General features: G+C 42.7%; 21 protein-coding genes and 1 riboswitch. Of the genes, 8 read left to right on the forward strand and 13 right to left on the reverse strand.

The features are described 5' to 3' along the window. Positions 1–31: 31 nt before the first annotated feature. On the reverse strand, positions 32–2,836 hold the full coding sequence (locus tag ABE28_RS25875; RefSeq protein WP_257390642.1) for a bifunctional metallophosphatase/5'-nucleotidase: 2,805 nt from the start codon (positions 2,834–2,836) through the stop codon (positions 32–34). Between the two features lie 409 nt (positions 2,837–3,245). Here ABE28_RS25875 and ABE28_RS25275 point away from each other — a divergent pair, with 409 nt between their 5' ends. After that, positions 3,246–3,404: a hypothetical protein gene (locus tag ABE28_RS25275; protein ID WP_156775853.1), complete on the forward strand. Its 159-nt coding sequence runs from the start codon at positions 3,246–3,248 to the stop codon at positions 3,402–3,404. A gap of 388 nt (positions 3,405–3,792) precedes the next feature. Next, positions 3,793–4,329 carry a hypothetical protein gene (locus ABE28_RS20115; protein WP_064462748.1) on the forward strand — a complete coding sequence of 179 codons (537 nt, stop codon included), beginning with the start codon at positions 3,793–3,795 and terminating at the stop codon, positions 4,327–4,329. Positions 4,330–4,819: 490 nt separating this feature from the next. Here ABE28_RS20115 and ABE28_RS20120 read toward each other — a convergent pair whose 3' ends face one another. From ABE28_RS20120 to ABE28_RS20140, 5 genes are all read right to left on the reverse strand, one after another. Further along, a complete protein-coding gene (locus tag ABE28_RS20120; RefSeq protein ID WP_064462747.1) occupies positions 4,820–5,641 on the reverse strand; it encodes an ABC transporter ATP-binding protein in 822 nt (273 codons plus the stop codon). Between the two features lie 174 nt (positions 5,642–5,815). Continuing rightward, positions 5,816–6,715, reverse strand: coding sequence for a DMT family transporter (locus tag ABE28_RS20125; protein WP_064462746.1), 900 nt, complete (start codon positions 6,713–6,715; stop codon positions 5,816–5,818). A gap of 34 nt (positions 6,716–6,749) precedes the next feature. After that, positions 6,750–8,213: an aminoacyl-histidine dipeptidase gene (locus tag ABE28_RS20130; protein WP_064462745.1), complete on the reverse strand. Its 1,464-nt coding sequence runs from the start codon at positions 8,211–8,213 to the stop codon at positions 6,750–6,752. Positions 8,214–8,261: 48 nt separating this feature from the next. After that, a complete protein-coding gene (locus ABE28_RS20135) occupies positions 8,262–8,873 on the reverse strand; it encodes a VanZ family protein (protein ID WP_064462744.1) in 612 nt (203 codons plus the stop codon). Positions 8,874–8,981: 108 nt separating this feature from the next. Then, positions 8,982–9,806 carry a MerR family transcriptional regulator gene (locus ABE28_RS20140; RefSeq protein WP_064462743.1) on the reverse strand — a complete coding sequence of 275 codons (825 nt, stop codon included), beginning with the start codon at positions 9,804–9,806 and terminating at the stop codon, positions 8,982–8,984. 103 nt (positions 9,807–9,909) lie between these two features. Here ABE28_RS20140 and ABE28_RS20145 point away from each other — a divergent pair, with 103 nt between their 5' ends. Next, a complete protein-coding gene (locus ABE28_RS20145) occupies positions 9,910–10,359 on the forward strand; it encodes a GNAT family N-acetyltransferase (protein WP_064462742.1) in 450 nt (149 codons plus the stop codon). A 72-nt stretch (positions 10,360–10,431) separates the two neighbouring features. Here the strand turns inward: ABE28_RS20145 and ABE28_RS20150 are convergent, their stop codons facing one another. Together ABE28_RS20150 and ABE28_RS20155 are read right to left on the reverse strand one after the other, a co-directional pair. After that, positions 10,432–11,448 (reverse strand): ABC transporter permease, encoded by a 1,017-nt coding sequence (locus ABE28_RS20150; protein WP_064462741.1) that lies wholly within the window; start codon positions 11,446–11,448, stop codon positions 10,432–10,434. Beyond that, positions 11,448–12,170 carry an ABC transporter ATP-binding protein gene (locus tag ABE28_RS20155; protein ID WP_064462740.1) on the reverse strand — a complete coding sequence of 241 codons (723 nt, stop codon included), beginning with the start codon at positions 12,168–12,170 and terminating at the stop codon, positions 11,448–11,450. The genes ABE28_RS20150 and ABE28_RS20155 overlap by 1 nt, the downstream gene beginning before the upstream one ends. Before the next feature lie 124 nt (positions 12,171–12,294). On the opposite strand from ABE28_RS20155, the gene ABE28_RS20160 reads away from it, so the two are divergent. Then, the gene (locus ABE28_RS20160) at positions 12,295–12,894 is read left to right on the forward strand and encodes a TetR/AcrR family transcriptional regulator (protein WP_083232168.1); all 600 of its coding nucleotides are present in this window, start codon (positions 12,295–12,297) and stop codon (positions 12,892–12,894) included. 58 nt (positions 12,895–12,952) lie between these two features. Here ABE28_RS20160 and ABE28_RS20165 read toward each other — a convergent pair whose 3' ends face one another. Further along, positions 12,953–14,206 carry an MFS transporter gene (locus tag ABE28_RS20165; protein WP_064462739.1) on the reverse strand — a complete coding sequence of 418 codons (1,254 nt, stop codon included), beginning with the start codon at positions 14,204–14,206 and terminating at the stop codon, positions 12,953–12,955. Between the two features lie 230 nt (positions 14,207–14,436). Continuing rightward, the gene (locus tag ABE28_RS20170) at positions 14,437–14,628 is read right to left on the reverse strand and encodes a hypothetical protein (RefSeq protein ID WP_061142725.1); all 192 of its coding nucleotides are present in this window, start codon (positions 14,626–14,628) and stop codon (positions 14,437–14,439) included. 250 nt (positions 14,629–14,878) lie between these two features. Further along, a riboswitch (cyclic di-AMP (ydaO/yuaA leader) is annotated at positions 14,879–15,021 on the forward strand. Between the two features lie 181 nt (positions 15,022–15,202). On the opposite strand from ABE28_RS20170, the gene ABE28_RS20175 reads away from it, so the two are divergent. Both ABE28_RS20175 and ABE28_RS20180 read left to right on the forward strand, forming a co-directional pair. Beyond that, positions 15,203–16,540 carry a TrkH family potassium uptake protein gene (locus ABE28_RS20175; RefSeq protein WP_064462801.1) on the forward strand — a complete coding sequence of 446 codons (1,338 nt, stop codon included), beginning with the start codon at positions 15,203–15,205 and terminating at the stop codon, positions 16,538–16,540. A 23-nt stretch (positions 16,541–16,563) separates the two neighbouring features. Then, positions 16,564–17,220 carry a potassium channel family protein gene (locus ABE28_RS20180; protein WP_064462738.1) on the forward strand — a complete coding sequence of 219 codons (657 nt, stop codon included), beginning with the start codon at positions 16,564–16,566 and terminating at the stop codon, positions 17,218–17,220. A gap of 172 nt (positions 17,221–17,392) precedes the next feature. On the opposite strand, the gene ABE28_RS20185 is transcribed toward ABE28_RS20180, so the two are convergent. Continuing rightward, positions 17,393–18,226, reverse strand: a complete 834-nt coding sequence (locus tag ABE28_RS20185) for an STAS domain-containing protein (RefSeq protein ID WP_064462737.1) — start codon at positions 18,224–18,226, stop codon at positions 17,393–17,395. 414 nt (positions 18,227–18,640) lie between these two features. Between ABE28_RS20185 and ABE28_RS20190 the strand changes: the two genes are divergently transcribed. Then, positions 18,641–18,919: a PadR family transcriptional regulator gene (locus ABE28_RS20190; protein ID WP_373921359.1), complete on the forward strand. Its 279-nt coding sequence runs from the start codon at positions 18,641–18,643 to the stop codon at positions 18,917–18,919. 16 nt (positions 18,920–18,935) lie between these two features. Further along, entirely contained in the window at positions 18,936–19,655 is a 720-nt protein-coding gene (locus ABE28_RS20195) for a pentapeptide repeat-containing protein (protein WP_064462736.1), read from the forward strand. Between the two features lie 545 nt (positions 19,656–20,200). Here the strand turns inward: ABE28_RS20195 and galE are convergent. Then, the gene (galE, locus tag ABE28_RS20200) at positions 20,201–21,172 is read right to left on the reverse strand and encodes a UDP-glucose 4-epimerase GalE (protein ID WP_064462735.1); all 972 of its coding nucleotides are present in this window, start codon (positions 21,170–21,172) and stop codon (positions 20,201–20,203) included. A 91-nt stretch (positions 21,173–21,263) separates the two neighbouring features. After that, positions 21,264–24,869 carry a CDP-glycerol glycerophosphotransferase family protein gene (locus ABE28_RS20205; protein ID WP_064462734.1) on the reverse strand — a complete coding sequence of 1,202 codons (3,606 nt, stop codon included), beginning with the start codon at positions 24,867–24,869 and terminating at the stop codon, positions 21,264–21,266. Positions 24,870–24,984 lie beyond the last annotated feature (115 nt).

The raw sequence follows: 24,984 nt of genomic DNA on the forward strand, positions 1-24,984 counted from the left end.
CAACTTTTTACGTATATCTGCTGTATGCCAATTAAAAAATGATTTCGCCCTTCACGGTAATACCGCTCATGTTCACGTCTTTGCCTTGAAGGGATGATAAATCCAAATCGCCCTCGACTGTAACATTCGAAAAAGTGAAGTCATCCGCAGGAGTGCCCACCAATGATAGATTCCCTTTAACTGCTGCATCTTTTAATGAAGCGATATCCGTGATGTCCACAATTACATGACCATCATGGATCTTCGGTGCATCAGCATTTCCGCCAAAGTCCTTAGCCAATACTTTGACCGGGTCTCCAGGATTTCCAGCCACATCTTTGATCCGGCCTTCAATGCTTGGGGCAACGGTTTTCAGTCCGCTTACATAATCGCGTAAATTTTCCCAATCGGCGAGACCGATATCCGTCACTCGTCCTTCTTCATAGGCCTTCTTGAAAACGGTGAAACCATCTCCGCCCTTAGCTGTAAAAGCATTGGTCGCCACGACATATTGCTTCGTCGCTGCCAATTCGGAGTATGTTCCATCTTGGCCCAAGACTTCTACCTTGTTCACACGGTTGCCTGATGCCTTCGAACTGTCATAGGTGAATCTCATTCCAGCTACATGGAGGAAACCGCCATTTTCCTTAGGGGCAAGGCTGACACTATGCTCCAATGCCTCAGTGATTTCCGCGCTAGACAGCTTCATCGTCGCCAGCGTATTGCCAAATGGTAAGACGGTCAGGATTTCCCCTAACGTGATCTCGCCTTGATCGATGCCCGCACGGATTCCCCCGCCATTTTGGAACGCGATGACTGCATCTTTATTAAATTCCTTCGCTTTGCTAAGCATTCCATCCGTAATCAAGTTACCTAGTTCCGTTTCATTTTTACGTACACTCGGCTTCGTTTCGACGCCTCCATCACGAGGGGTTACCAAAGCATTCACGGCAGTTGCCCCTGTCTTCGTTTCCTTCAGCTCCTTAATTTTCGAGGAGTATGTTTCAAGCACTTTAGCCGCTTCTGCATCTTCCTGTTTATCAGCAAGCTTGATCAGCTGTCCGGCCTGGCCGACAATCTTGCCTTCCTTATCGAATTGCACATCGACCGTTCCCAAAAAGTCACTATACTGATAGCCCTGAACGATGACCGTAGGCTCTTTCTCATTCCCCTTTGCATCCTTATCGATAACGACAGGAGCGTCCAATTGCGTATGGCTATGGCCGCCCACGATCACATCGATCCCTTTGACGCTTGCCGCCAAGGTTAAATCATTGTCGTAAGCTGCATTGTCATCATAGCCAATATGTGAGATGGCAACGATCTTATTCACGCCCATTCCTTCGAACGCCTTGACCGCCTTTTCGGCTTCTTCAAGATAGTTTTCGAACTCTATGCTTCCAGGACTTGAAATATCTTTCGTTTCTTCAGTCGTAAGCCCGAAGAAACCGACCTTCTGACCGTCCACTTCCTTGATGATCCCATTGTAAATCTTCCCTTGCTCTGGCTTGCTTGAGATCAAGTCAGAAAAGAGTCCTTTAAATTTGTTATCTTTTGAGAAGTCCACATTCGAACTGACAAACGGGAATTGTGCCCCTTTAACGAAATCGGCCAAAGCTTGATGTCCTTCCGCACTTGACCCCAGGTCGAATTCATGATTGCCAAAGGTCATGACATCATATTTCATTAAATTCATAAAACGAAGATCTGCTTGTCCCTTGAATTCATTGAAATAGAGCGTTCCCGAGAATACATCCCCAGCATCCACCAGCAACGCTTGCGGTTTAACTTGACGCACTTCTTTAACGGCCGTCACCCTTTTAGCCACATTGTCCAAGTGGGCATGCGTGTCATTCGTATGCATCAAGGAAAGCGTGATCGCCTTCGGCTTCAAAGCCTCTTCGGCAGCCGCAACCTTTTTATCCGCCAATGTGATCTTCGCCTCGAATTCCTTGCGATCGGCATCCTTGATACCCGTTAAATGGATGGCGGCCCTGGCCTTTTTAGCCGCGTCTATCTGCACTTTCGTTTTAAGCTCCCCATTGGCAAGAGCTACGTAGGCATTCACTTTTTTGGCTACTTCTTTTTTCTTTTCTGCATATACCGCACCGTCATACTTAGCGGTTACATCTTTCACATAAGCATGGATACCCTTGCCAAGCTTCGATGTTTTACTAACCTTTTTCAGCTGTGACGAAACGGTTTTCATCCTTTTGTCTGCCGTTATTAAATCACCTTTTTTCACCCAGTACTCTGCTTTTCCATAGTAAAATGGCACTTTAAGATCACCATTCAAAGCCGTTTTGGTCGACTTCGTGAATTTATCGTATAAAAGCTTTTCGATTTTGGCACCGTACACCGTATCTTTTATCGCTTTGTCTGTCTTTTTCACGGCCTTATCCAGTGCATTGTATTGATCACTGATATCATTGGATTTCTTCGCAATGACCGCATTCGTAAAGGCATTGATTGCCTTATCATGTGCAGCTTTCGCTTTTTCGGCGTCTTTATATCCTTTTACGTAGCCTTCTGAACGAGTGATATACTTATCATAGGCTTCGATTTCTTTATATTTGGCCTCTTTTTCTTTTTTGCTTAACACTGATTTTTTGATTGAAGAGTTGATGTCTTTTTTAGCTTGTTTAGCTGACTTGATTTGTTTCTCGACAGTGGACACGGAAGCGAGTTTAGAAGAGTAGAAATAAGTATCGAATGGTTTTTTGATGGCGGCCTTCGCCGCTTTGATTTTTCCATTCAAGCTAGTGGCGGCGTCTGATGGTGCCGGTGCGACTGCCACGACCGTAGTCGCAGCCATAATGGCAGCTGATGCGATTTTCACGATTTTCTTTTTCCCCATTGAAGTTTTCCTCCCATAAGTTCTATACTGACATAATATTTCGTTAACATGACCTTGAAATTGACACGCTTTTCAAAAAATTATGTCCGAAAAAAACCTAATTCATATACACAAACCCACCCTACTTTTTTCCTGTAAAGATTCGTGTATATCCTATATTACAACAAAATAATCCAATTTTAAAACAAATTTACAATATTAAACGAAATATTAACAGAATATTATCAATCATTTTAATTCATAATACCTATTTAGCGATTGAAATTATCCCAATAAAACTATTAAACAGGATAATAGTAGGGAGATTCCTTCAATTGACCGTTGGACTTTATACCTGAATTTGCAAATAATCAACATGATGAGTTTCTGCTTGGTCATCTATTGAGATTGGGATGAATGATGGATTTTGATGATGGCAAAGGTTGATTTCCCATCCCCGCTTCTTCTAAAGCGCCCTGCCACTTATGGCGACAGTATTAAGGGTTGGTTTTTTAATGTTTTCAGTTTTACTTTTGACATGTGGCAGGTGGCTGAATTAAAAGAGAGAGGCTGTACGGAAATGAAATAAATATCCCAAAAAGTAGAAACTGTTCATTTGGAAATAATCAGATTTTTATGTTTTTTTCATAATAACACAAAAGGAACGTATGTTCTAGTATAAAGTGTAAAATAATTACACTTTTATAAAAAAATCATTCTTAGAAAACTCTGTTCAAAATGATGAGATGAGCATAGATCCCTTAATCAGCTACGACGGATTCAATTAGAAATCACTCTTCACCGCTATCATAAGCATTGTTATTTCATTGAAAAAATGCCTCACTTTAGATTTTCTGACGGAATTGTTTGCTACTATTTAACGTAAATATAAAATGGGCATTCATGTTAAAATTAACAATAATAAACTTTCAATTAACCTAGGGAAATTCAACATTTGAATAGATAAGCGGAGTGCATTGAAAGGAATTGGGGTGGCTATCATAAAGAAAATTATTGGTTTATTGTTTTTAATTGTATTGATTAATGGTGTAGTTGCTTGTAATAAGGATGTCGTGAAGGAGGGGAAAATGGTCACGCTAGAAGATGCAGAAAAATTATTTAAAGGCTATAGTACAGAGCTATATACCATTAAGGATCCAGCCACTCCCCCTACTTCTGATGACATTGCAAAAAATATTAAGGTTTATTTAACGGAAGAACATTATAATGCCGAAATAGCGAACCGCAAATTTCAAATACCGGAATTGGTAGCCAAACAAATTAACAAAAGTATTGAAGTACAAGATGTGACCCTTGAAGAACAAAGCAAAAATGATGATGGCACAATCGATTACTTATACACGACAAAATTCAAGGTTTATGACGACACCTCCTCTAAACTGTATGAAAAAGAAGGAGAACTAACCATCACCACCATAAATGATGAATTAAAAATCAAACGTGAGTGGAGCAGAGGGGTAGAAATTGACGGCATGGATGTTGGCGGACTTTAAACTGATAGTTGCATGAGATATAGTATCTTGGACGATTCCCAGTCTTTCACTCATCCATAATCACCCATTCATGCGTGACTTCCAGATGATGATGTTCTTTTAATAAAAGGGAAACGCGTACCACAAAAAAGAAGGTTTGAATTTGAAAAAACACGGTCAAGTAATTTTTAGGCTGGCTTTGCGGTATTCTATTAATCTTTGGATAGTGATGAAATGAAAAATGGTTCTTATCTAAATTGAGATAAGAACCATTTTTCTATTTATCTGCGATAAATCTTTATATGAGCGTTAAAAATAATAAACAAGGATTCACCCGTCAAAACGAACTCCCCGAAAGTTCTGGATAAATTATTTCATCGACCTAGCCACTTCAAACATTTGTTTCCTTGATACCCGTGCCCGTGAGCTATACATTTCTACATAAGTTCCTTCTTGTTTCCAACGAAGTAAACCACCCGTAATAATTTCTCCCTTTTTGTCTAACTCACCGTTATTTCCCTATACGATAGGTTAATAACGATTTGATCCGGATCCAAGGACGTTCATTTTCCCATTTTACCGTGACTGGGACTTGAAAGGTCTTTTCCAATATATCTTCCGTTAAGACCTCTCTTTTTTCGCCTTTAGCCACAACGGTGCCGGAATTGATCAATAACGCATGTGTGAGTGATGGGACGATTTCTTCAATATGGTGGGTAACATATATGATCGTTGGGGCGATTGGGGATTGTGCCATTTTTTCTATGGCTGCCAATAGTTCTTCCTTAGCGTGGATATCCAGTCCATTGCATGGCTCGTCCAGAACGAGTAGCTTCGGTGAAGACATAAGGGCCCTTGCCAGCATCACTTTTCTTTTTTCACCTTGAGAGAGCGTATGTAAGAGTTGATCGGCCATGGGCTTGATCCTGAATTGGTCGAGCAGTTCCATCGCCTTGTTGCGATCATTGTCCGTGATCTTGTCATATATTCCAATGGAAGCGAACTTGCCGCTTATGACGGTTTCAAGTGCCGAATCACTTGCCCTTGCCTGATACTCTTGGTCCAGGGAAGAACTTACCCAGCCAATGGATTTCCGCAGCTCCGGTATATTCGTTTTGCCAAAAACATTCCCCAGCACTGACACGTCACCGCTGCTTGGCCATTGATAGCCTGTAATCATCTTCAGCAGGGAGGTTTTCCCTGATCCATTAAGTCCTAGAAGGGCCCAATGTTCTCCTGCCCGTACCTCCCAAGATACTTCAGTCAATATCGTTTTCCCTTGTCTCTTCCAGCTAATATGGTTAAGTGTAATGATGCCAGTGTCTTGGCTCATCGTTTTTTCCCCCTTAATCGGATGAATGACTTTCTGAATACTTTGACGACTCATTCATTCTACCATTTTATCCACTTCCCCATCAAAACCTTCAGGAGTTGAAAGCAACGAATGCCAAAAAAAACGGTGTGAAGGTTCACACCGTACATGTTTCCATAATAGAAATTAAGCGATTCATGCACTATTTTTTAGTGCTTGGTCTGTCTTTCTTCCAAATCCATTGATGATGACGACGCTCGAAATCGCAACCAGCCCCCCCATTATGGAAAGGCCGCTCGGCAGCTCCTGGAGCCAGATCCAGGCAACGATAATGGCAAATGCCGGTTCAATATACATCATGCTCGAAACGGAGCTGGCTTTTCCTAATGATAGGGCAATGGCCCAAGAAACATAAGCGACCGCTCCCGGAAAAATGCCGATATAGAGAGCAGAAACATTCGCTTCCAGCGTCGCATCTTGAATGGTATGTATAAGGCCAGGAGAAAAGATGAAAAAAGGCAATGTGCCTGCCCATGTAAAGTACGCCGTCAATTCAATCGGCTTGTAGCGAAGCAATAATGGTTTTTGATAAACGAAAAAAACCGAAGTGGCAATAGCAGCGAATAATACTAAAAAAGCTCCGTTGGAAATATGGAAGCTTGTACTGCCCGTTCCCAACGTAATAAGGAAGATCCCCACAAAACCAATCACTAATCCGACCCATCCAAACAGACCTAGACGTTCCTTTAAGACGAGGGCAGCTATTACCGCTGTAAAAATGGGGGCAGAGGCAACGAGCATCGCTGCCGTCCCCGCTGAAACGGTTTCTTCACCGAATGTTACACCCAATTGATAGAGACTGATGCCAATCCAGCCCAAGATCACTATTTTTATGATATCCTCTTTTCGCGGTAAACGGAATTTGCTCGCAGGCCACATGGCATAAAGGATAAAAACAGCTGATGCTATGAGAAAACGGATCAGCACTAAATGTCCTGCGGAGTAACCGCCATGGAGGCTTGCACGAATGGCCGCAAATGCTGATCCCCATAAGATGATGGCTACCGCCGCTATCATGAATATCTTCAGATTCATAACCAGGCCTCCACTCCCTTTTTTATATACAAGCCTAAAGGTCCTTCATCCTTTTTAATGTGTATAGGAAGTATTCCCAATTATTGATTGTCGAGGGGATGCTGAGATGTTCATCAGGTGTATGGACGGAAAACATATCCGGTCCGATCGAAACGGCATCCAATCCTGGTATCTTATCGATGAACACCCCGCATTCAATCCCTGCATGGACAGCGATGATTTCAATCTCCGCTTCATATTTCTCTTTATATGTTTCTTCAAATAATTTCTTGAGCTTCGATTCGGGATCATAAGGCCATTCCGGATAATCCGCATCGATCGATAGCTCGCAGCCGAGCATGTCCGCGATGGCCTTTGCCTGGGTGACCATATGATATTTGATGCTTTTGATCGAACTCCTGATTTCACTTTCAAATGTCAATTCGGCATCATTTATACTAACGACCCCTAGGTTGGTCGAGCTCTCGACCAATCCCTCTATCCCCATGCTCATTCCTTGTACGCCGTGGGGGATGATCAATAGTGAGGAAATCGCTTTAGCCGCCGTCTCCTTGGAAAAAACGGCTTCAGAAGCTGCTTCGCTCCGTTCAAAAGCAATCGACACTTCACGGTCGGAGGATTGCAGTTCGTTTTTGAATGTTTCGTCCCATTGCTTGATTTTCTCCTTAACCTTTTGCTGATCTCCTACATGAATTCGTACAATTGCCTCCGCTTCGCGTGGGATGGCATTCCCCTTTAGCCCACCGCTCATTTGCTGTATGAAGCATGGGAACTCCATCGTTAAATCCTGTAATAATCTACCCAAAAGCTTATTGGCATTGCCTCTTTCCTTATCGATCGATATGCCTGAATGTCCGCCCTTCAAACCCTTAATCCCGATCCTGTAGGGAACGGCTTCCTTAGGGGCAGGCTCCCATATGATCGGGAGGTTCTGTCTGGCACGGATTCCCCCTGCACTGCTGACCAGCAGCTTTCCGTCTTCCTCGGAATCGATATTGATCAGCATTTTTCCCTTGAAGTGAGCTGGATCAACGGCAAGTGCTCCGTTCATGGTCGTTTCTTCTTCGGTCGTAATCACGATTTCAAGCTCAGGGTGAGGGATATCGTTTGCATCCAGAAGAGCTAATGCATAAGCAACCGCAATCCCATTATCCGCACCCAAGGTTGTATCCGTTGCATATAACATGTCCCCGATAATCCGTAATTGGAGGGGATCGTTCTCGAAATCATGAAGGGTCCCTTTGTTCTTTTCACATACCATATCCATATGACCCTGGATAATGATGGCAGGTGCGCGTTCATATCCTAGGGCTGCAGGCTTTTTAATGATGACATTCAAGGCTTCATCCTGGATTGCCTCTAGGTCCCTCTCCTTCGCAAAACGGACCAGATAATCACTGATCGCTTTTTCCTTACCCGAACCTCGCGGGATTTTCGATATCTCTGCAAAATAATGAAACACGGGATGGTCCGTTAATTCCTCTAACGTGCGATACATGAAAAACACCCTTTCATTCAACATATTTATATAGCTCGGAACCCTTCTTCACCATCCCTTTCCCTTCCCAGGCAGGATCGTAACGACCCTGGAGAAAAGGGGATAAAGGAGGTAACCCAAGTAAACACCCATCATGTTCAGGATAAGGTCATCCACATCCAAGCTTCCGCGCCGGAGAACAAATTGGCTGATCTCGATGGTGGAGATCAAGGTGAACGGAAAAAGGAATTTCGTTAAGGCGGTCGCCACTTTCCCTTCCCTGGACAACAAATACAGCCCGAACGGAATGAAAAGTCCTACATTGGCGCTAAGGTTATAAAATGACACAAGCCTGTCCAGTTCATTCGATGCATAAGATAGAATGGTGGAAAAAGGAATCAAATTATAGGAATAGACCTGCCCTTTTGGCCGAAAAAACAGCAACACCAATAGTGATGAGCTGTAGCCGACAAACGTGGCCTGCCATACAAATCGCCGGACGGTGATCACTTCTTTGCGAAAATGAAGAACGGAGAACGCTACGAGCAGGAGGATAGAAAACCAGACTACCAGGATTGCCAAAGGATTCAAATATAATGAGAGCTTGAGAAATACAGGCAGGCCGCAAAAAAATAACGCTTGCGACAGAAAAAAGGAAAGCAGGACCGATTTTAGCGACATAAGCATTCATCCTCCTTCCAAATCATACCTATCTTTTTATCCTAGGGCATCTTCAACAAACCGTCAACAAAGGGCAGGATCGGGTGATGCCAAGTTAAAAGCGATTCCTCATTCGACTTCCACCATGATTTGGGTCAGGTAATTTTCATATCCTTTTACCGAGACTTCATCCAAGATATATTCTTCGTAGGCAAACGATTTGATGTTCAGATTTTCATGCTCCATGAAGCGGATGATCCTTTTATAGGTTTCGGAAATATTTTCATAGCTACCCCTATGGTAGGCAACGATATAAAGACCCTTCGGCTTGACATGGACGGCAAGGCGATGATCTGTATCGTTTACTTTCGTGTAAAGAAATGAGTAATTATCATGATCTCCGTCGATGATCTTTTCTTTGCTTATCATCGCCCCGATTGGATATCCGCTGTAAAATTCATGTTCATTACAATAATCGATGAAGTCCGAAGTTGCTTTTAAAAATTCAGCATCAGAAGAGTTCAGGATGGATTCGCTAAGGAAAAGCGGTTCTTCCTCCTCGAGTCTCAAGGTGATTTCGGTGTCATCCATACATAGCGCTTTTTCAGTGAGGGATATTTTCGTTTCGATGATTTTCTGCATTCGATGAAGATTTTTTATTTTTTTTTCCAACTCCAACGACTTTTCTTTGAAAAGCTCGATTAGTTCCATTGGTGATCGGTTGGTGAGAAACCACTTAATCTCCTTCAATGGCATATTGAATTCCTTTAATAATGAAATGACCGAAAAAACTTCAAATTGCTGATAGGAATAATACCGATACCCTTTGTCATTTTTGACATCGGGAGTGAGAAGCCCAATATCATCATAATGGATGAGCGTTTGTTTCTTCACATTGCATAATTTGGCAAATTCACCGGTTGTGAAGTATTTGCCTATATTTAACTCGGACATTTCGATCTCTCCTCTTGACTATATGGTTACCATATACCTTAGGGTATTAGTATATCATGATAGCAAAACAGATAAACCGGAGCGAAACGAGGAAGGAAATTATATGACAGTTCATATTAAGGAAGTCACGAACGAAAATCGTGCAGAGATTTTGAAGCTGCAAATCCATAAAAGGCAAAGGTCATTTATCGAAACGACCGAGCAATGCTTGAAAGACGCTTTAGAATGTAAATATTATAGGCCGGTCGGTCTTTATTTGGAAAATACCTTGGTCGGCTTTGCGATGTATGGTTTTTTCCCCGGCGAGGGTGATAATGGCCGAGTTTGGCTGGACCGCTATTTCATTGACGCCAAGCATCAGGGACAAGGTCTTGGTACAGTCTTGCTCAATGCTTTGATCGAACAGTTAATCAAGGAATATGATTGTCCCGAGATTTACTTAAGCATTGTCGAGGAGAACAAGGCTGCTTGCCACTTGTATAAGAAATTCGGCTTTTCCTTCAATGGCGAGGCAGATTTCAACAATGAAAGAGTCATGGTCAAGAAGATATGAACATGGAGGACCTTATACGAAAAAAAATCCGGTTGCTGATAAGGCAGCCGGATTTTGTAATGTTGCGCTCGTTCATAAGGAACGATATCTTTTCAAGCTAATGATATTGATCGTTATGAAGACGGCTGAAAATGCCACAAGGACGAGTAAATCCAAGTATACATCAGCGAAAGAAAAGCCTTTATACATGATGCCGTTCATGGCATCCGATGCGTAATAAAGCGGCATGATCTTGCCGATTTTTTGCAGCCAGTCCGCCATGCCATCCAAAGGGAAAATCCCGGTGAAGAACACCTGCGGCACGATGACGAGTGGAATGAACTGTACCATCTGGAATTCGGAGGTGGCGAAACTGGATAGCAATGTGCCAAGCGACAAGGCCACGAGTGCGACAAGGATATTCGTCACTAACACGAGCCATAAAGAGCCCACGAGCACGATATCCAGCACATTGACCGCATAGAGGACGACGATGATCGTCTGAATGAGGGCAAATGATCCATAGCCGATCACATAGCCGGCGACGATTTCATGCCGCTTGATCGGTGTGGCCAGCAGCCGCTCAAGCGTCCCGCTTGTACGCTCCTTCAAAAGAGCGATTCCTGCTATCAAAAATACGAAGAAAAATACGAAAAAGCTTACGAGCATAGGACTGAAGGTATCAAACCCCTTTGTATCTTCATTTCCGTACACATATTGCGCATCGATGGAAGGCATCTTGCTTGCATGCCCCTGCAGTCCGAGCATGAGCTGCATTTGCACCGCTTTTGCACGTGCTGGTTCGTCGTTCAACAGTGTCAGCTCCATTTTTCCCTGTTCAACTTGCAGCCAGCCATCTGTGTTGGTTTCGATCATTTTCTTTCTTGAAAATTCCTCAGCCTCCTTTACTTGAAAATCGGCTTGCTTCAATCCCGCGATTGTACTTTGATCACTTCCGGTTACCACGAGTTTCAACTCACTCGCTTCTGTACCGAAAATGAAGTACATGAGCGTTAAAATGAGCAAGGGGGCGAGGAAGAATAAAGCAAGGGTCCTCCGATCACGGCGCAGCTGCTGGATGATTCGTGTAACGAGAGAGGATATCCGCATTACCGCACGCCTCCAATCTGTAAAAAAACATCATCAAGCGATTTCACCGCGTATTGTTCTTTTAAAGCGGCAGGCGTTCCCGATGCGATGATGGCTCCCTCACGCAGCATCGCCAGTTTATCGCAGCGTTCCGCCTCATCCATGACATGGGTCGTTATCACGATCGTCTTACGCTCTTCATCTCTTAGCCGCTCAAGCTCCTGCCAAATGGTTCGTTTCAGCGAAGGATCGATCCCCACTGTCGGTTCATCCAAAATGAGGATCTCGGGATTTTGGATGAGGGCAATCGCCAAAGACAAACGGCGCTTCATCCCCCCGGAATAATATGCAACCCGGGTGTTCAAATCATTCGTTAACCCGACGATTTCGGCTGCATATCGTATTCGCCCGCTTCTTTCCTTTTTCGATAAACGATACAGCTTGGCAAAAAACTCAAGATTTTCAGCACCAGTCAGCTCCGTATACAAAGCATCGGATTGTGCCATATAGCCGATTTCCATCAATAGTGCTTCATTTGGGACTTTATAGTCGAGAACCGTAACACGGCCTGCATCCGGGTTAATCAAGCCGACGATCATTTTGATCAAGGTCGTTTTCCCGCAGCCGGAAGGTCCTAACAAGCCGAAAATCCCGCTTCTTTCAATAGTGAGGTCCAAGGGCTGAATGACCTTTTTATGTTGAAAGCCTTTGGCGATTCCTTCCATGATAATCGCATGTTTCATCGAATTCACTCCTCCACTCTTTCATTAACACGGTGTTGAATGTATCATCATTCTAAGGTAGCATGAGTTTCAATACAATAAACAGATTTGGAAAAATGTTCAGTGAAGGGAGGGATACATTCAGGTGGCATCGATTCATGAGGAAATGGTACAAAAAACGAAAGCGCATATCAAGCATCATTTCATCGCACTCATCGAAGAAGAAGGGTTTTCGCATGTATCGGTGAAGAAAATTGCAGAGCGTGCAAACATCAACCGAGGCACCTTCTATCTCCACTATGCAGATAAGTATGCATTGATGGATCAATTGCAACAGGAATTGCTGGATGATCTTCAGGCACGCATTACGGTGATTGTGCCGAAGGAGGCACTCCTTGCCCTTCATCAACAACAGCTGTATCCGCCTTTCGTTGCGATTTTTCAATTCATCGGTGAGCATGCCTTGCCTTTAAGAGCGATACTTGGTGATCACGGCGATCCTTCTTTTGCGAAAAAAATGAAGCGTGTATTCGGTGAAGTCCTGTTGGACCGCTTGATCAGCCAGCACCCAGCAGCTGTCCATGAAGCATTTCGAACATATATGCACGCCTTTTTGACATCGGCGATTTTAGGGGTGATCCAGGAGTGGCTGGAGAATTGCGAGGAACAGCCAGTGGAGGAAATGGCCAGAATTCATTTTGAAATCTTGAACTTCATCAGCCAATTGCGCACATTCATTAAATGAACTGCTCATATGGCCTTTCCCGCACATGCCTTGTCATTCCCCAGGCGGAAAGGGGCCCTTACACCTTTTCCTCCGTCATTCCCGCTTCACTGGAATAATACCTGCTTTTCAAAGGCCACATACTGAGTACACATAATAAAAGAGAAAGCGCAACCATGACCATCGAGCCTGAAACGACGACGAACCGAATCGAAATGAAATGTGCGGATACCCCGACAATCACTGTTGCCATAATGACCAATAATGCTTCCAACAATCCGAAAAGGCTGCCCACCCTCCCCATGATATCCACAGGAATATTATTTTGGTAAAAAGTTTGAAAGCCAGTGTTGGCAAAAGCCAAGGAAAAGGCAATAACGAAAAATCCCATAGCCGCGATCGAAAAGGAAGGGGATAAGGCATAAATCATATAACCGAGCGAAACAAATACAGAACCTAAGCCAATCATGTATGATGTCCGCATTTTATTGACGAATAATGCATTGACGATGGCTCCGGCAATGATACCGGCACCGGCGATGCTTACGAGGAACCCGTAATCACTGTCCGACAAAAAAAGGACAGCTTTGGCAAATGCCGCTTCTTGCGAGTCCATGGCCGTTTCCATGACCACCATGCAGCTGAACAAGAAATAGATGAGCATCACATAAGCGGATTTACGGCTGTAATTCAGGACGATGCCCCAATCCCTTTTCACGATGTTCCAGGATAGGCGATGATCGGTAGGACGATAGGAATCATCTTTTTCAAGATCTGGCATGAATAGCGTGATCACGCCTGAGAATACTAAGGCCAGTGCATTGATATAGATGGCAACGACGGGGGTGCCGATTAAGAAAAGGAGACCCGCTAACGCTGGTCCAATCAAAAAAGCCCCTGAATCGATCAAGCTTCGTAATGAGTTGAATCGTTTTCTCTGTTCAATTGTTAGTAATTTTGTTATATACGTCCTTGATGTTGTACCAAACATGGCCTCTGCCATATTGATCACCAATACGAGCGAATAGATGACCCAAATGGAGGAAGTAAAGGCAAGCAAAGCGATGAATGCCGCCCGGAATAGATCAAGAGTAACCATTAGATTCCGCTTATTCATCCGGTCGATGACGCTGCCTGCCCATACATTGGTCAATAATACCGCCACCGGCTTCACCATAAATAAACCAGCCACCGCTAAGGGCGACTTGGTCAAATCGAGCACGATTAAATTGAGGGCGATGAAATACACCCACGCGCCGAAGTTGGAAATCCCGATCCCGCACAACAAGATCGCAGGATACTTCCAAGAAGCTCCTACATGTTTAAATCTCATCAGTTCCACACCCTTGGTTGCCATGCTCCGTGCTAGGCAGTGTTCAACAGTATTTCCGCCACTTACATTGAAGTCATGTTTTTCTAAATTTTAACATTATCGATCAAGAGCTGTAAATGATTCCACGCAAAAAAACCCATTGAGATCAATGAGTTTAAAAGCGAAACAAGATATGGATTTTTCGGCTCGGCGTTCACTGTCATTCCATGCATGAAGCCACTAGGAAATAATCACCTTTGTGAAAAAAATTTTAACAAGGGATTCTTTTTCTTATCGGTTATTCTTAACTCATTCATGATGATCTGGTCCTCATGATCGGCAATCCATTTTCTTAGTGCATCTTTATCCTGACATTGGGTTAAATAAGTCTGGCCACCCTTGCCTGTAGCATTGATAACATATCGATTGAACGTCTTCTCCATAATTGCCCGCCTTTTTTGTAATGTGTTTGATTTCGTTTAGGATTTCCCAAAAGAACGAATATATATAGTCTCTTAAATCGGATTTTCGAATGAATCGAACCTATCATAATGTGCTAACTAATATTTGTCAATACGTTTTGGAAATGTATAAGTGAAACATAAATTTTCAGTTTTGTTAAAGAAATATATTTTTACAATTTAGGGGTTTACAACTGCTAAATGATGGGAGTAGAATACATTTTATCAATTTAATATATTTCGGCCAAAACTCATGTGATTTGAGTACGGAGGACCCAATTACTTGGGGTTAATTCTGCCTTGCAGAAGGGATGAGATCAGCTCTTTCGCCATCCTACCCGTCAGCTAACTTCGTCGGCTAAAGCGAAGGAGGTCATAAGACCGCCTATTTCGGGAGCTACTTTGCACATTATTTGTGTCAAAATAGCTGTTCGAGTTTTTTCGCAGGTCTTTTTATTATGCTTTAAAAAGCTTCGTAATGAAGATTGATGGTTACTAAATCCATACAATTTCACACATTTCACACATTTCATTTTTATAGGTAGGGATGATCATTTTGATAAAAGCAAAAAATCTATTGGATCCACCAAAAATTCTAGTAATCGGGTTCGGCATCCTGATACTTATCGGGTCCTATTTATTGACCCTGCCGATTTCCACTGAAAGCGGGCATGGTCTTTCTTTTCTGGATGCTCTTTTCACCGCAACATCCGCTACTTGCGTAACGGGGCTTGTCGTAGTGGATACGGGATCGACTTTTTCAACTTTTGGTGAGTTGGTCATCTTAACACTGATTCAAATAGGCGGCTTGGGATTCATGTCATTTGCGACATTTTTCTTTTTCCTATTAGGCAAGAAGATTTCTTTAAAAGGCAGGTTACTTTTGCAGGAGTCCTTAAATAATCTATCCATGGCAGGTGTAGTAAGGTTAGTGAGACGGCTATTGATTTTCACAGCCATTATTGAAGGCATTGGCGCCCTTATCTTATCGATTCGCTTCTCTTTTGACATGCCGATCGGCAAAGCGATTTATTACGGGGTTTTTCATTCCATATCGAATTTCAATAATGCCGGCTTTGATTTAATGGGGGAATTCAGGAGTTTAACCCCCTATGTATCGGATCCATTCATAACCCTTACGGTCGTCTTCCTAATCACGTTTGGCGGAATAGGTTTTATCGTGATGAATGAATTATACGAATATCGTGACACCCATCGTTTATCCGTACATACGAAGATTGTTCTAACGACTAGCTTGATCCTTACGATTGCCGGAGCCATTTTAATCTTTTTATTCGAGTTCGGCAATGTCAAGACATTGCAGCCTTTATCCTTGATGGGTAAAACGTTATCGTCTTTATTTCAGTCGGTTTCACCAAGGACGGCAGGCTCCAATACGTTGAATATCCCTGATTTGACTCAGCCTACCTTACTGCTCATCATTTTCTTGATGTTCGTTGGGGCTTCTCCGGGATCGACTGGCGGCGGGATTAAAACCACTACATTGGCGACGCTTGTCGGAACGGTTTGGTCACAGATTAAAGGAAAGGGTGATGTGGTCTTATTCCGTCACCGTATTGTGAGTGAAACGATTTTCAAAGCATTATCCGTTACATTCATTGGCGTATTCATGGTTTCAAGCATCTCCATTCTGCTGGCCATCACTGAAAGCGGAAGTGACTTCTTGATGATTTTGTTCGAAGCCACTTCAGCATTCGCCACCGTGGGACTCTCGATGGGTTTGACCCCGGAATTATCACCGGTTGGCCGGATGCTCATCATTTTTACGATGTTTGCAGGCCGTGTTGGTCCTTTGACTCTGGCTTTTGCTATCGCCATGCGGCGCAAGCCAGATCAGTTCCGCCGGCCAAAAGGGAAAATCATGATTGGCTAGTCATAAAAGGAGGAGTGTAAAAGATGGGAAGACGACAATATGCCGTAATCGGTCTAGGCAGATTCGGAACCAGTGTGGCACATAGATTGTATACGGCCGACCAAGAGGTTTTGGGTATTGATATCAATGAGGAGAGAGTCGAGAATGCGGAACTGAGCATTACCCATGCAGTCATCGCAGACACAACTGAAGAAGAGACATTGAAATCAATCGGCATCCGTAATTTCGATTGTGTCATCGTAGCCATCGGAAATGACATGCAATCGAGCATTTTAACTACCTTGCTTTTAAAAGAGCTTGGGGTCAAAAAGGTCATTGCCAAAGCCCTTAATAAAAATCACGGGCAGGTGCTCACTAAAGTCGGTGCCGACTGGGTCATCTATCCTGAGAGGGATATGGGGGAACGGGTCGCGAATCAGCTTCTCTCCCCTAACATGCTGAACTATATAGAGCTCTCTAAAGAATACAATATCGAGGAAATCATCCTCCCCATGAGCATGAAGGGAAAAAGCCTCAGAGAGCTAGATTTACGGGCAAAATATAATATCAGCGTCATTGCCATCGTGAGCAATGGAGAAATTATCATAGCACCATCACCGGATCAGGATATTTCTGAAAAAGATATGCTTCTAGTCGTTGGCAATAAAGAAGATTTAGCCTTATTTGCCAATATTGAATGATTCAGGCATTTGGTTACTCACTGACTGTTTACATCATTCGATCGATAAGGAATGATAGCTTTCACCATCTGTTGTCGTTTCCTATTTTGCTCGTATCTATTTTTAATACCTTTCCAGATGTGGGTTCGGTATTAGCACCCTATCATTCTAGCATCCCCACCTTGTATATGTATTATATGATCGTATTGATCGCTTGGGCTAAAGTGGATTTGACCGTCACCTTGTCAAAAGGCAATTGAAGCTTGACTGCTTTCATCGCTATATCAGGCTGAAGCCCTGAAAGGGTGGTATCGATTCCGATCAGATGGAGTGATTCGATCAGTTGCGACAATTGGTGAGCGGATACCTCGTCTATGGCATGAACGCCCGATAGGTCAATGAATAGCCGCGTGACACTTTTTTCGGCACACTGCTGTAATGTGCTTTCAAGCAAGGACATGCCCCTTGCCGTGTCAATATTGCCAATCAGCGGGAGTAGTGCTGTATGATCCTTTAGCGATATGATCGGCGAGCTCAATTCAACGATCGTTTGCTGTTGGTCCATCATTATTTTATTGGCATACCTATGGTTCGCCTGCGTGAACCTTTCCATCACTTCACTGAATACCTTGACGACGACCCGGTTCCAGGCGTTCACTTCCGCTTGCGTGTATTTTCCTTCATGCAAGGCGACAAATTGCTCAATGTAATCGAGGTATTGATTTTGCGTCCGGAAAAATTCCCGCAATATAAAATAGATCGGTGTGTTTAAATGCTCCTCATCACTGCCGATATCATCGATCCAGTCATCAAGTAGGTCAAAGAACTGGCATTCCTCTAGTGTGAAAATCTTAAAGAAATGCAAGTGAAATTGATGATTTTGCTGTTTCAGCTTTTCAATAACCCGTGGATCAGGTGAGCTATACACCCCCACCTGGTCATTTTTATTCAATGTCGCATACCAATCCTCCGTCAGTTGCGTTGCTTTATCTGATAAAAATGAATATAGTTCCCTATTTCTATGCATTAACTTCTCCACCTATTTATTTATTATCAAAAGTCATTTCAATTGGTCTCAAGTCAGCTGGTACCGCGAGCTGCAGCCCTCTTTCCATATACCTTCCCTGCTGCTTTTGAAACCATGCAACAACTGATTTTTCGAAAAAAGATGAACATTGAAATTTTATTCGAACCTATCATTTCATTTTAATAGTTTGCCATTTTTATTTTTAGTTAACAAATATACATTTACGCAATAAAAAACCTGACCCCAGATCCCGCGATCCAGCATGCAGAATTGTTTAAGTTCAATGTGGAAACGGAAAAATTACGTATATTACCTTGACTGTCATAGTAATGTATTATAGGATATACCAAAGGAGGTGAGGATTTGATTCAACGTAAACTTTCCTCAGACCTGCTTCGCGGACATGTAGATACGATGATTCTAAAACTCCTGCAAAGTGGCGATAAGTATGGATACGAAATCAGCAAACTGATATATGTAAGTTCAAATGAGCAATATGAAATAAAGGAAGCAACGATGTATTCCAGCTTAAAACGTCTCGAAAAAGACGGATGCATCCTCTCTTATTGGGGAGATGCGACCCAAGGCGGCAGAAGGAAATATTATAAGATCACTCCGCTCGGTGAAGACACATACAGGCAAAATAAAAATGACTGGGAGCAGGCCAAGCGAATCCTTGAAAGCCTGCTGTAAGAAAGGATGATGAAATGTGATTGAAAAACTGCATGCACATGTTCATGGCATTTTTGCACCATACCAAAATGCAAAAACGGCAAAGGAATTGGAAGAAGAACTGCTGCAAAATCTATTGGAAAAATACAACGACCATAAAAGGAAGGGCTCAAGCGAAGAAGAGGCGTATAAGCTCACCATCGATTCAATAGGCGAAGTATCGGAACTTGTGGATGCCCTCAATCTTCAATATAGTGAGCTTGAACAGGCAATCAAGATGGATTATTCAAAACAACGCTTAGTGGATTCCGACTTTCGCTCGGTTTCCGTGCATGATGGAAAATTCAATTCCTGCGATTTAAGCCGCTCCGATTTCAGCCATTCAGACCTGACGGGCAGTACATTCAAAGGCACGAACTTAAGTAATTGCATCTTTGAAAACGTCAACTTAACAAGCACGTTATTTAAAAGTGCCAATTTAAAAGGCGTCACCTTCAACAGCAATACGTATAATAAAACCCATTTTAAAAACTGTAACCTATCGGGGCTTATTTTTGATGGCGAATCATTCAGCCAAACCATTTTCGAAGGGTCTTCATTGAGAAAGGCATCATTTCGCGATGCCACTCTCACCAATGTTCAATTCCGGATGTCCGATTTAAAGAAAATCGACTTTACGGGAGCATCGATGGATAAGCTCACTTACAACTTTTTATATGGAGCAAAGGTTGACCTTAGCGGAGTAACCCTCATCTAATCCCACAACCGCCCCATTTGCTTGATCAAAAAACCCTGTGCCAAGACATGAGACTTCTTGGCACAGGGTTTTTTACGGTTTCAGTTCCTTCATTTCATGGATCATGCGTACGAAGGCTTAAAAATGACGTTCTATTTTAAAAAAAGCAACGGCTTCATGCCAGGATTACATTGTACTTTGAAAAAAAAACGGCCATTGCTGCTCTTTTCCCATTCAGTACAAACATATTCGCTTAATGTAATTCGATGCGTATTCCGCTATCCCTTGCTGCAGCGCAAATCCACATGCAAACTCCCATGATATAAAAAAAAGAACCGCCATTAAGCATGTCGTTCCGATAGAACTCCCATTGCCAAAAGCTTTGGGCGCCACCGCAGGCACTTAGCTTTACAGTGGCGGTCCGGGAAGCCTCTCCTCGGCGGGCTTCGCCTACCGCGCTCATTTACTAGCCGGAGTCTCGCACCATCGTTCCAATTCACCATGTAATCGAGTCCCTAAAAGCAAAAGGGCTTCGGAATACTTTCATTCCGAAACCCTTTTGTCGTTTAATTCACTTGCGATTTATGCCATTTCCATGCACTTGCAATGATTTCTTCCAAATCAATGGATGCTTTCCAGCCTAGGTCTTCATATATTCTGGTAGCGGAAGCGACGAGACGCGCTGGGTCTCCAGGACGGCGGTCTGCATACTCAATGTTCGGTTTCACGCCTGTGACTTTTTCGCATGTGTCGATCACATCTTTAACCGAAAACCCTTTTCCGTTCCCCAGGTTATAGGTCGCCGTGTTCTTCTTCCCGGACAGTAGTGCTTGAAGCGCAATGATGTGTGCTTTAGCTAGATCGGTAACATGTATATAGTCGCGAATGCATGTACCATCTTGAGTTTCATAGTCTGTACCAAACACGGAAATCTTCTCACGCTGGCCTAACAAATGCTGCAGAATGATCGGGATGAGATGCGTTTCCGGATCATGGCTTTCACCGATTTCCGCCGACTCATGTGCCCCGGCTGCATTGAAGTATCGCAAAACAACATAATGAAGGCCATACGCTTGGGCGAAGTCCTCCAAAATCTGCTCGACCATCAATTTAGAGCGGCCGTATGGGTTGATTGGATCAGTTGGCTGATCCTCATCGATCATGTCCACATTAGGTATCCCATAAGTGGCAGCAGTGGAAGAGAAAATGAAATTCTTCACATCATGCTTGAGCATTGTATTCAATAATGTAAGAGTTGCCCCCACATTATTCTCATAGTATTTATATGGGTCTTGTACCGACTCCCCTACTAAGCTATTCGCTGCGAAATGCATGACCGCTTCAATGGGATATTTGCCGAATATTTCATTCAAGACCGCTTCGTCCCCTAGATTCCCTTCAACCAAGATGGCATTCGAATCCACCAAAGAACGAAAACCGGTTGAAAGATTATCCAGAATGACAACCTCTTTTTCATTTACTAATTCCTTCACAAGATGACTGCCGATGTAACCTGCACCGCCAACGACCAAAATCACATTACATTTCCCCTTTCGAAACTGCCTTCTTTGCATGTACCTCTAATTCGGATTCATCTGCCTCATTAGGCGTGGATTACTTACTTATATGTTATAGGCATTTCTTGAAGGTTTCCATGGCTAATGCATTATATTGATGGTAATCAAATTTTTCCGGTTTGGATTCAGCATTATTAGCCATCGTAGATAACCCTTTTTCAAGTCCATTTATGCTATTTTCAACAAGCAGCCCATATTTGCCGTTCTCCAGAACGGTCCGGTTCGCGACTATATCAGTTGCCATGATTTTCATCCCTAACGTCATCGCCTCTAGTAAAACCATAGGCTGCCCTTCATAATGTGATGACAGAACGAAGCAGTCACATTTTTCCATGAATGAAAAAGGATTTTCGAGCTGCCCCAAAAGGTGGACGGAATGATTCAGCTCCAACTCATCAATGATGGCCTGCAGATCTTCCCTTAAAGGACCTTGACCTAATATATACAGCTTGCTGTTTCTGTGCTTCTCGTGGAAGCTTGCGAAAGCATGAATCAAGTTATCCTGACCTTTTTCAGGAGAAAGCCTTCCCATGTTAACAAAATTATAATCATTTTCATTAGGATATGGGACGAAGTGATTATTCACTTCCAATCCAAGGACTTCCTGTACGATTAGCGCCTGTTGGTCCAGCCAGCCTAGTGATTTACCGTCCTTCACCAAATGATTATAGGTCCCAAGCTGGGTAACGGCTTCTTTATCGAACTCGACAAGGCATCCATCAAAGCTCGGCCCTTCTGGAACGACCATCGCATCCAATAACCCGTAAGGTTTATTAAAGATATTATAATTTCCTAGCTTGATTTCCGCCATGCCATGCACTTCCCGTTCTTTTAACACGACAGGCTCATCAATCATTTCAAAGGCACTGGTATTTAACCAGCCAATTTTTTTATTGTCCAATTCGAAAAGGTAGTAGCCACCCTTTCTTGTTCTGTTGTATTTGGTGATTTTAACGGTTTGCCCCTCGAACTCCGCTGCCTTGCCTACCCTTTTGGCTTTGTAATTCGGATAAGCCTTCGTCCATATAGTATGATCTTCCGGGTTCATTATCTTCCCATACTTCTGGGCACTCGTATTTACTTCCTTCAGCGTCCGGTTATCGAGCTTATCAAGGAATTTTTTATATTTTTTATAGTTTTGCGCCAGCATATACTTTCGTTTCAGCATGATTTGCAGCTTGTCCATTTCACTCATATCTTCAGTGATTGTACACTGCTCCTGCATGGATAAAGCTGAATTATCCACCCAACCGATTTCCGTCTGGTTTATCGAAATTCTGCTATAGATCGAATGCTGGGTTTTTACTTCCTTATCGACATTCACGAGTATCCCTTTAAAATCATGGCTGCCGGAGACTTTGTATGTTCCTTCAACCTTGTATGGCTGCGACCAGATGAAGTTTCCTCTTGGCCTTACTAGTTTCGCGATTTTATCCAGATCCTTTTCGTAAATGATACTGTCTGGCAAGAACTCCACTGCATCTTCGTTGATCCAGCCGATGATTTGATTATTGAAGCTGAATTTATAATAGGTAGCTTCATTACCCTTGGCTTTTCGCGTAATCATGATTTCGGCATCTTCAAGCCGCTCTTCCAAAGCGAATTGAAACGCATTCGAATTACCAGGAAGGATATTCCAGGCATGATGATTCCTGACATCCCTCAATATTGCTCTTGCCTTGAAATTCTCGGTCGTAATCGAAGCCTCTTCATCAGTGATCGACGGTGCAGCTTCCTCGGTCTTGATTTGAAGGATTTTCTCGGGATTGATGGAATTCATGACAAAATCGAATTTCTCATAATCTGCATATTGAAGAAGGTTATTTCGGTTCAATTCCATTGTCCCCTCAGATACACTGACTAATTTATCGAAACGATGGTATACGGAAAATAGCCCTCTCAAGTTAATGCGGTGAGGCCGTCTCCCATTAATTACCCGCTCACTATCGGAAAGTAGATCATTATGCATATAACAAACTTTCTTTTTTGAATCGGCAGCAAGGAGGAATTTTGCCCAATAATGGCTATATCCACTAAAATCAATCACATAATCAAATTGGGTCTTCCCGAACAGGCGGGCATGTTCCCTTATATAAGCCTCTTCCGGGTAAAGCTTTTTCCCTAAGGAGCCTCTTTCCCCCCTGTTATGAATGAATTTATCCTTGTACACTTCCCCCAAATTATAAACAGGCAGGCCTGGTTTAAAGAGAAAACGCACATTCTTATTGACTTTATTCAAGTTTTTCAAGGCTTCCTGGGAGTTGGGCGTCGCGGTAAAACAGGTGACATCATATTTATCATAGTCAATATTGTTCATTAAATTGATAAAGGAGGATGTGATCCCGTTATCTCTCATACCGCCTGGATAAATCAGGATTTTTTCCTTTGAGGAATCTAGACCGGTAATTGTGTTGAGATGTTTCGTAGAGTTATTGAAAATACTATGAACAATTCTCTCTGTTACATTCCCATCCTCATAATTCGTGAATTGTTGCTTCATTTTATGATATTTATCTGCATAGCTCTTTTTCACATCTTCAATGTCCTTAACGGCCTGTACCAATTCCTTGGCATTGAAGAGCATCGGTCCTGGAAGCTCATCATTTTTCAAATATTGGCCCCTCTGCTCCGAATATACATCCGTATCCCATGTGTAGAATAAGATCGGCCTATCGGTTACAAGGTAATCGAAGAAAATGCTGGAGTAATCCGTGATGAGCAGGTCGACTGCAGCAAGCAATTCATTCGTATCCACATAATCCGGCACTAATCTGTCCGTGATATCCGCATGCTTGGCTGCTTCTTTATAAAGAAAAGGATGCACCTTAATCAATATATTATATTGTTCTCCGACTTGAGCTCCTAAATCATTCATATCCGCTATAATCTGAAGGATATCATTATCCACTTTGGCAAGGTTCGTCCCTTTCCATGTAGGAGCGTATAAAATATTCTGCTTGCCATCTTGAAGGGCCAAACCAAGTGTCTTTAAATACCCCATATACTCTTCCGGGTTCGTATTCAAGGTCATATCAATCCGCGGATATCCCGCTTCAATGATTTCCCCTTTAAACAAGCCGTTCAATTTATAGCTTTTCGTAAACATGTCCGTCGTATGGGCATTGGGGCTCAAAATGTAATCTGCACTTAAAAAGTTCCTGACGACGTTTTGAGATATAGAAGGGTTTCCAGGAATATCGAAGCCCATGCTCTTAAGCGGTGTCCCGTGCCATGTATTGATATAAACTTGATCCTTTTTTGGAATGAAAAAAGATTGGAACGTCGAATTATTGATTAAATACTCACTTGTGGCCAAACATTTTAAATATTCCTTTGAATTACGTTGAACAAATTTAACGTTAGGCATATCCTTATACTTCGCAATCACCCCAGAGAGGATGTCAAAATCCTGAATGGACCAAATATGCAGATAATCCTTGAAATCTTGATTTCCTATCATATAAGTAAACATCGCATATGGACTGTCGGTCATACTATTACCATCGCGGCTCTCATACAAAATGGTGTTTTTTTCTACACTTAACTTTTCATAATATTTCGCGTAATTGATTACGCGTTTATGATTTTCCCTTAAGAAGAAGTTCGTAACAGGCTGTAAAAGGAACTCAGCTCTTCTTTTTAATACCTTTTTATTCACTAAACAGGCAACCCCTTTTATGAATTGATCATCAATATCAGAAATAAATCTATTAAACCTTGTAAAAATGAAGCACGGAAAAGAAGAAAACTCTTAATATGGGACAATCCACTCC

Source organism: Peribacillus muralis, assembly GCF_001645685.2.
GTDB lineage: Bacteria > Bacillota > Bacilli > Bacillales > DSM-1321 > Peribacillus > Peribacillus muralis_A.

What these genes read in the sequence shown, in the direction of transcription:
- ABE28_RS25875 (WP_257390642.1), bottom strand. Translation starts at nt 2,836, where the DNA reads ATGGGGAAAAAGAAAATCGTGAAAATCGCATCAGCTGCCATTATGGCT.
- ABE28_RS25275 (WP_156775853.1), top strand. Translation starts at nt 3,246, where the DNA reads ATGATGGCAAAGGTTGATTTCCCATCCCCGCTTCTTCTAAAGCGCCCT.
- ABE28_RS20120 (WP_064462747.1), bottom strand. Translation starts at nt 5,641, where the DNA reads ATGAGCCAAGACACTGGCATCATTACACTTAACCATATTAGCTGGAAG.
- ABE28_RS20125 (WP_064462746.1), bottom strand. Translation starts at nt 6,715, where the DNA reads ATGAATCTGAAGATATTCATGATAGCGGCGGTAGCCATCATCTTATGG.
- ABE28_RS20130 (WP_064462745.1), bottom strand. Translation starts at nt 8,213, where the DNA reads ATGTATCGCACGTTAGAGGAATTAACGGACCATCCCGTGTTTCATTAT.
- ABE28_RS20135 (WP_064462744.1), bottom strand. Translation starts at nt 8,873, where the DNA reads ATGTCGCTAAAATCGGTCCTGCTTTCCTTTTTTCTGTCGCAAGCGTTA.
- ABE28_RS20140 (WP_064462743.1), bottom strand. Translation starts at nt 9,806, where the DNA reads ATGTCCGAGTTAAATATAGGCAAATACTTCACAACCGGTGAATTTGCC.
- ABE28_RS20145 (WP_064462742.1), top strand. Translation starts at nt 9,910, where the DNA reads ATGACAGTTCATATTAAGGAAGTCACGAACGAAAATCGTGCAGAGATT.
- ABE28_RS20150 (WP_064462741.1), bottom strand. Translation starts at nt 11,448, where the DNA reads ATGCGGATATCCTCTCTCGTTACACGAATCATCCAGCAGCTGCGCCGT.
- ABE28_RS20155 (WP_064462740.1), bottom strand. Translation starts at nt 12,170, where the DNA reads ATGAAACATGCGATTATCATGGAAGGAATCGCCAAAGGCTTTCAACAT.
- ABE28_RS20165 (WP_064462739.1), bottom strand. Translation starts at nt 14,206, where the DNA reads ATGAGATTTAAACATGTAGGAGCTTCTTGGAAGTATCCTGCGATCTTG.
- ABE28_RS20170 (WP_061142725.1), bottom strand. Translation starts at nt 14,628, where the DNA reads ATGGAGAAGACGTTCAATCGATATGTTATCAATGCTACAGGCAAGGGT.
- ABE28_RS20180 (WP_064462738.1), top strand. Translation starts at nt 16,564, where the DNA reads ATGGGAAGACGACAATATGCCGTAATCGGTCTAGGCAGATTCGGAACC.
- ABE28_RS20185 (WP_064462737.1), bottom strand. Translation starts at nt 18,226, where the DNA reads ATGCATAGAAATAGGGAACTATATTCATTTTTATCAGATAAAGCAACG.
- ABE28_RS20190 (WP_373921359.1), top strand. Translation starts at nt 18,641, where the DNA reads ATGATTCTAAAACTCCTGCAAAGTGGCGATAAGTATGGATACGAAATC.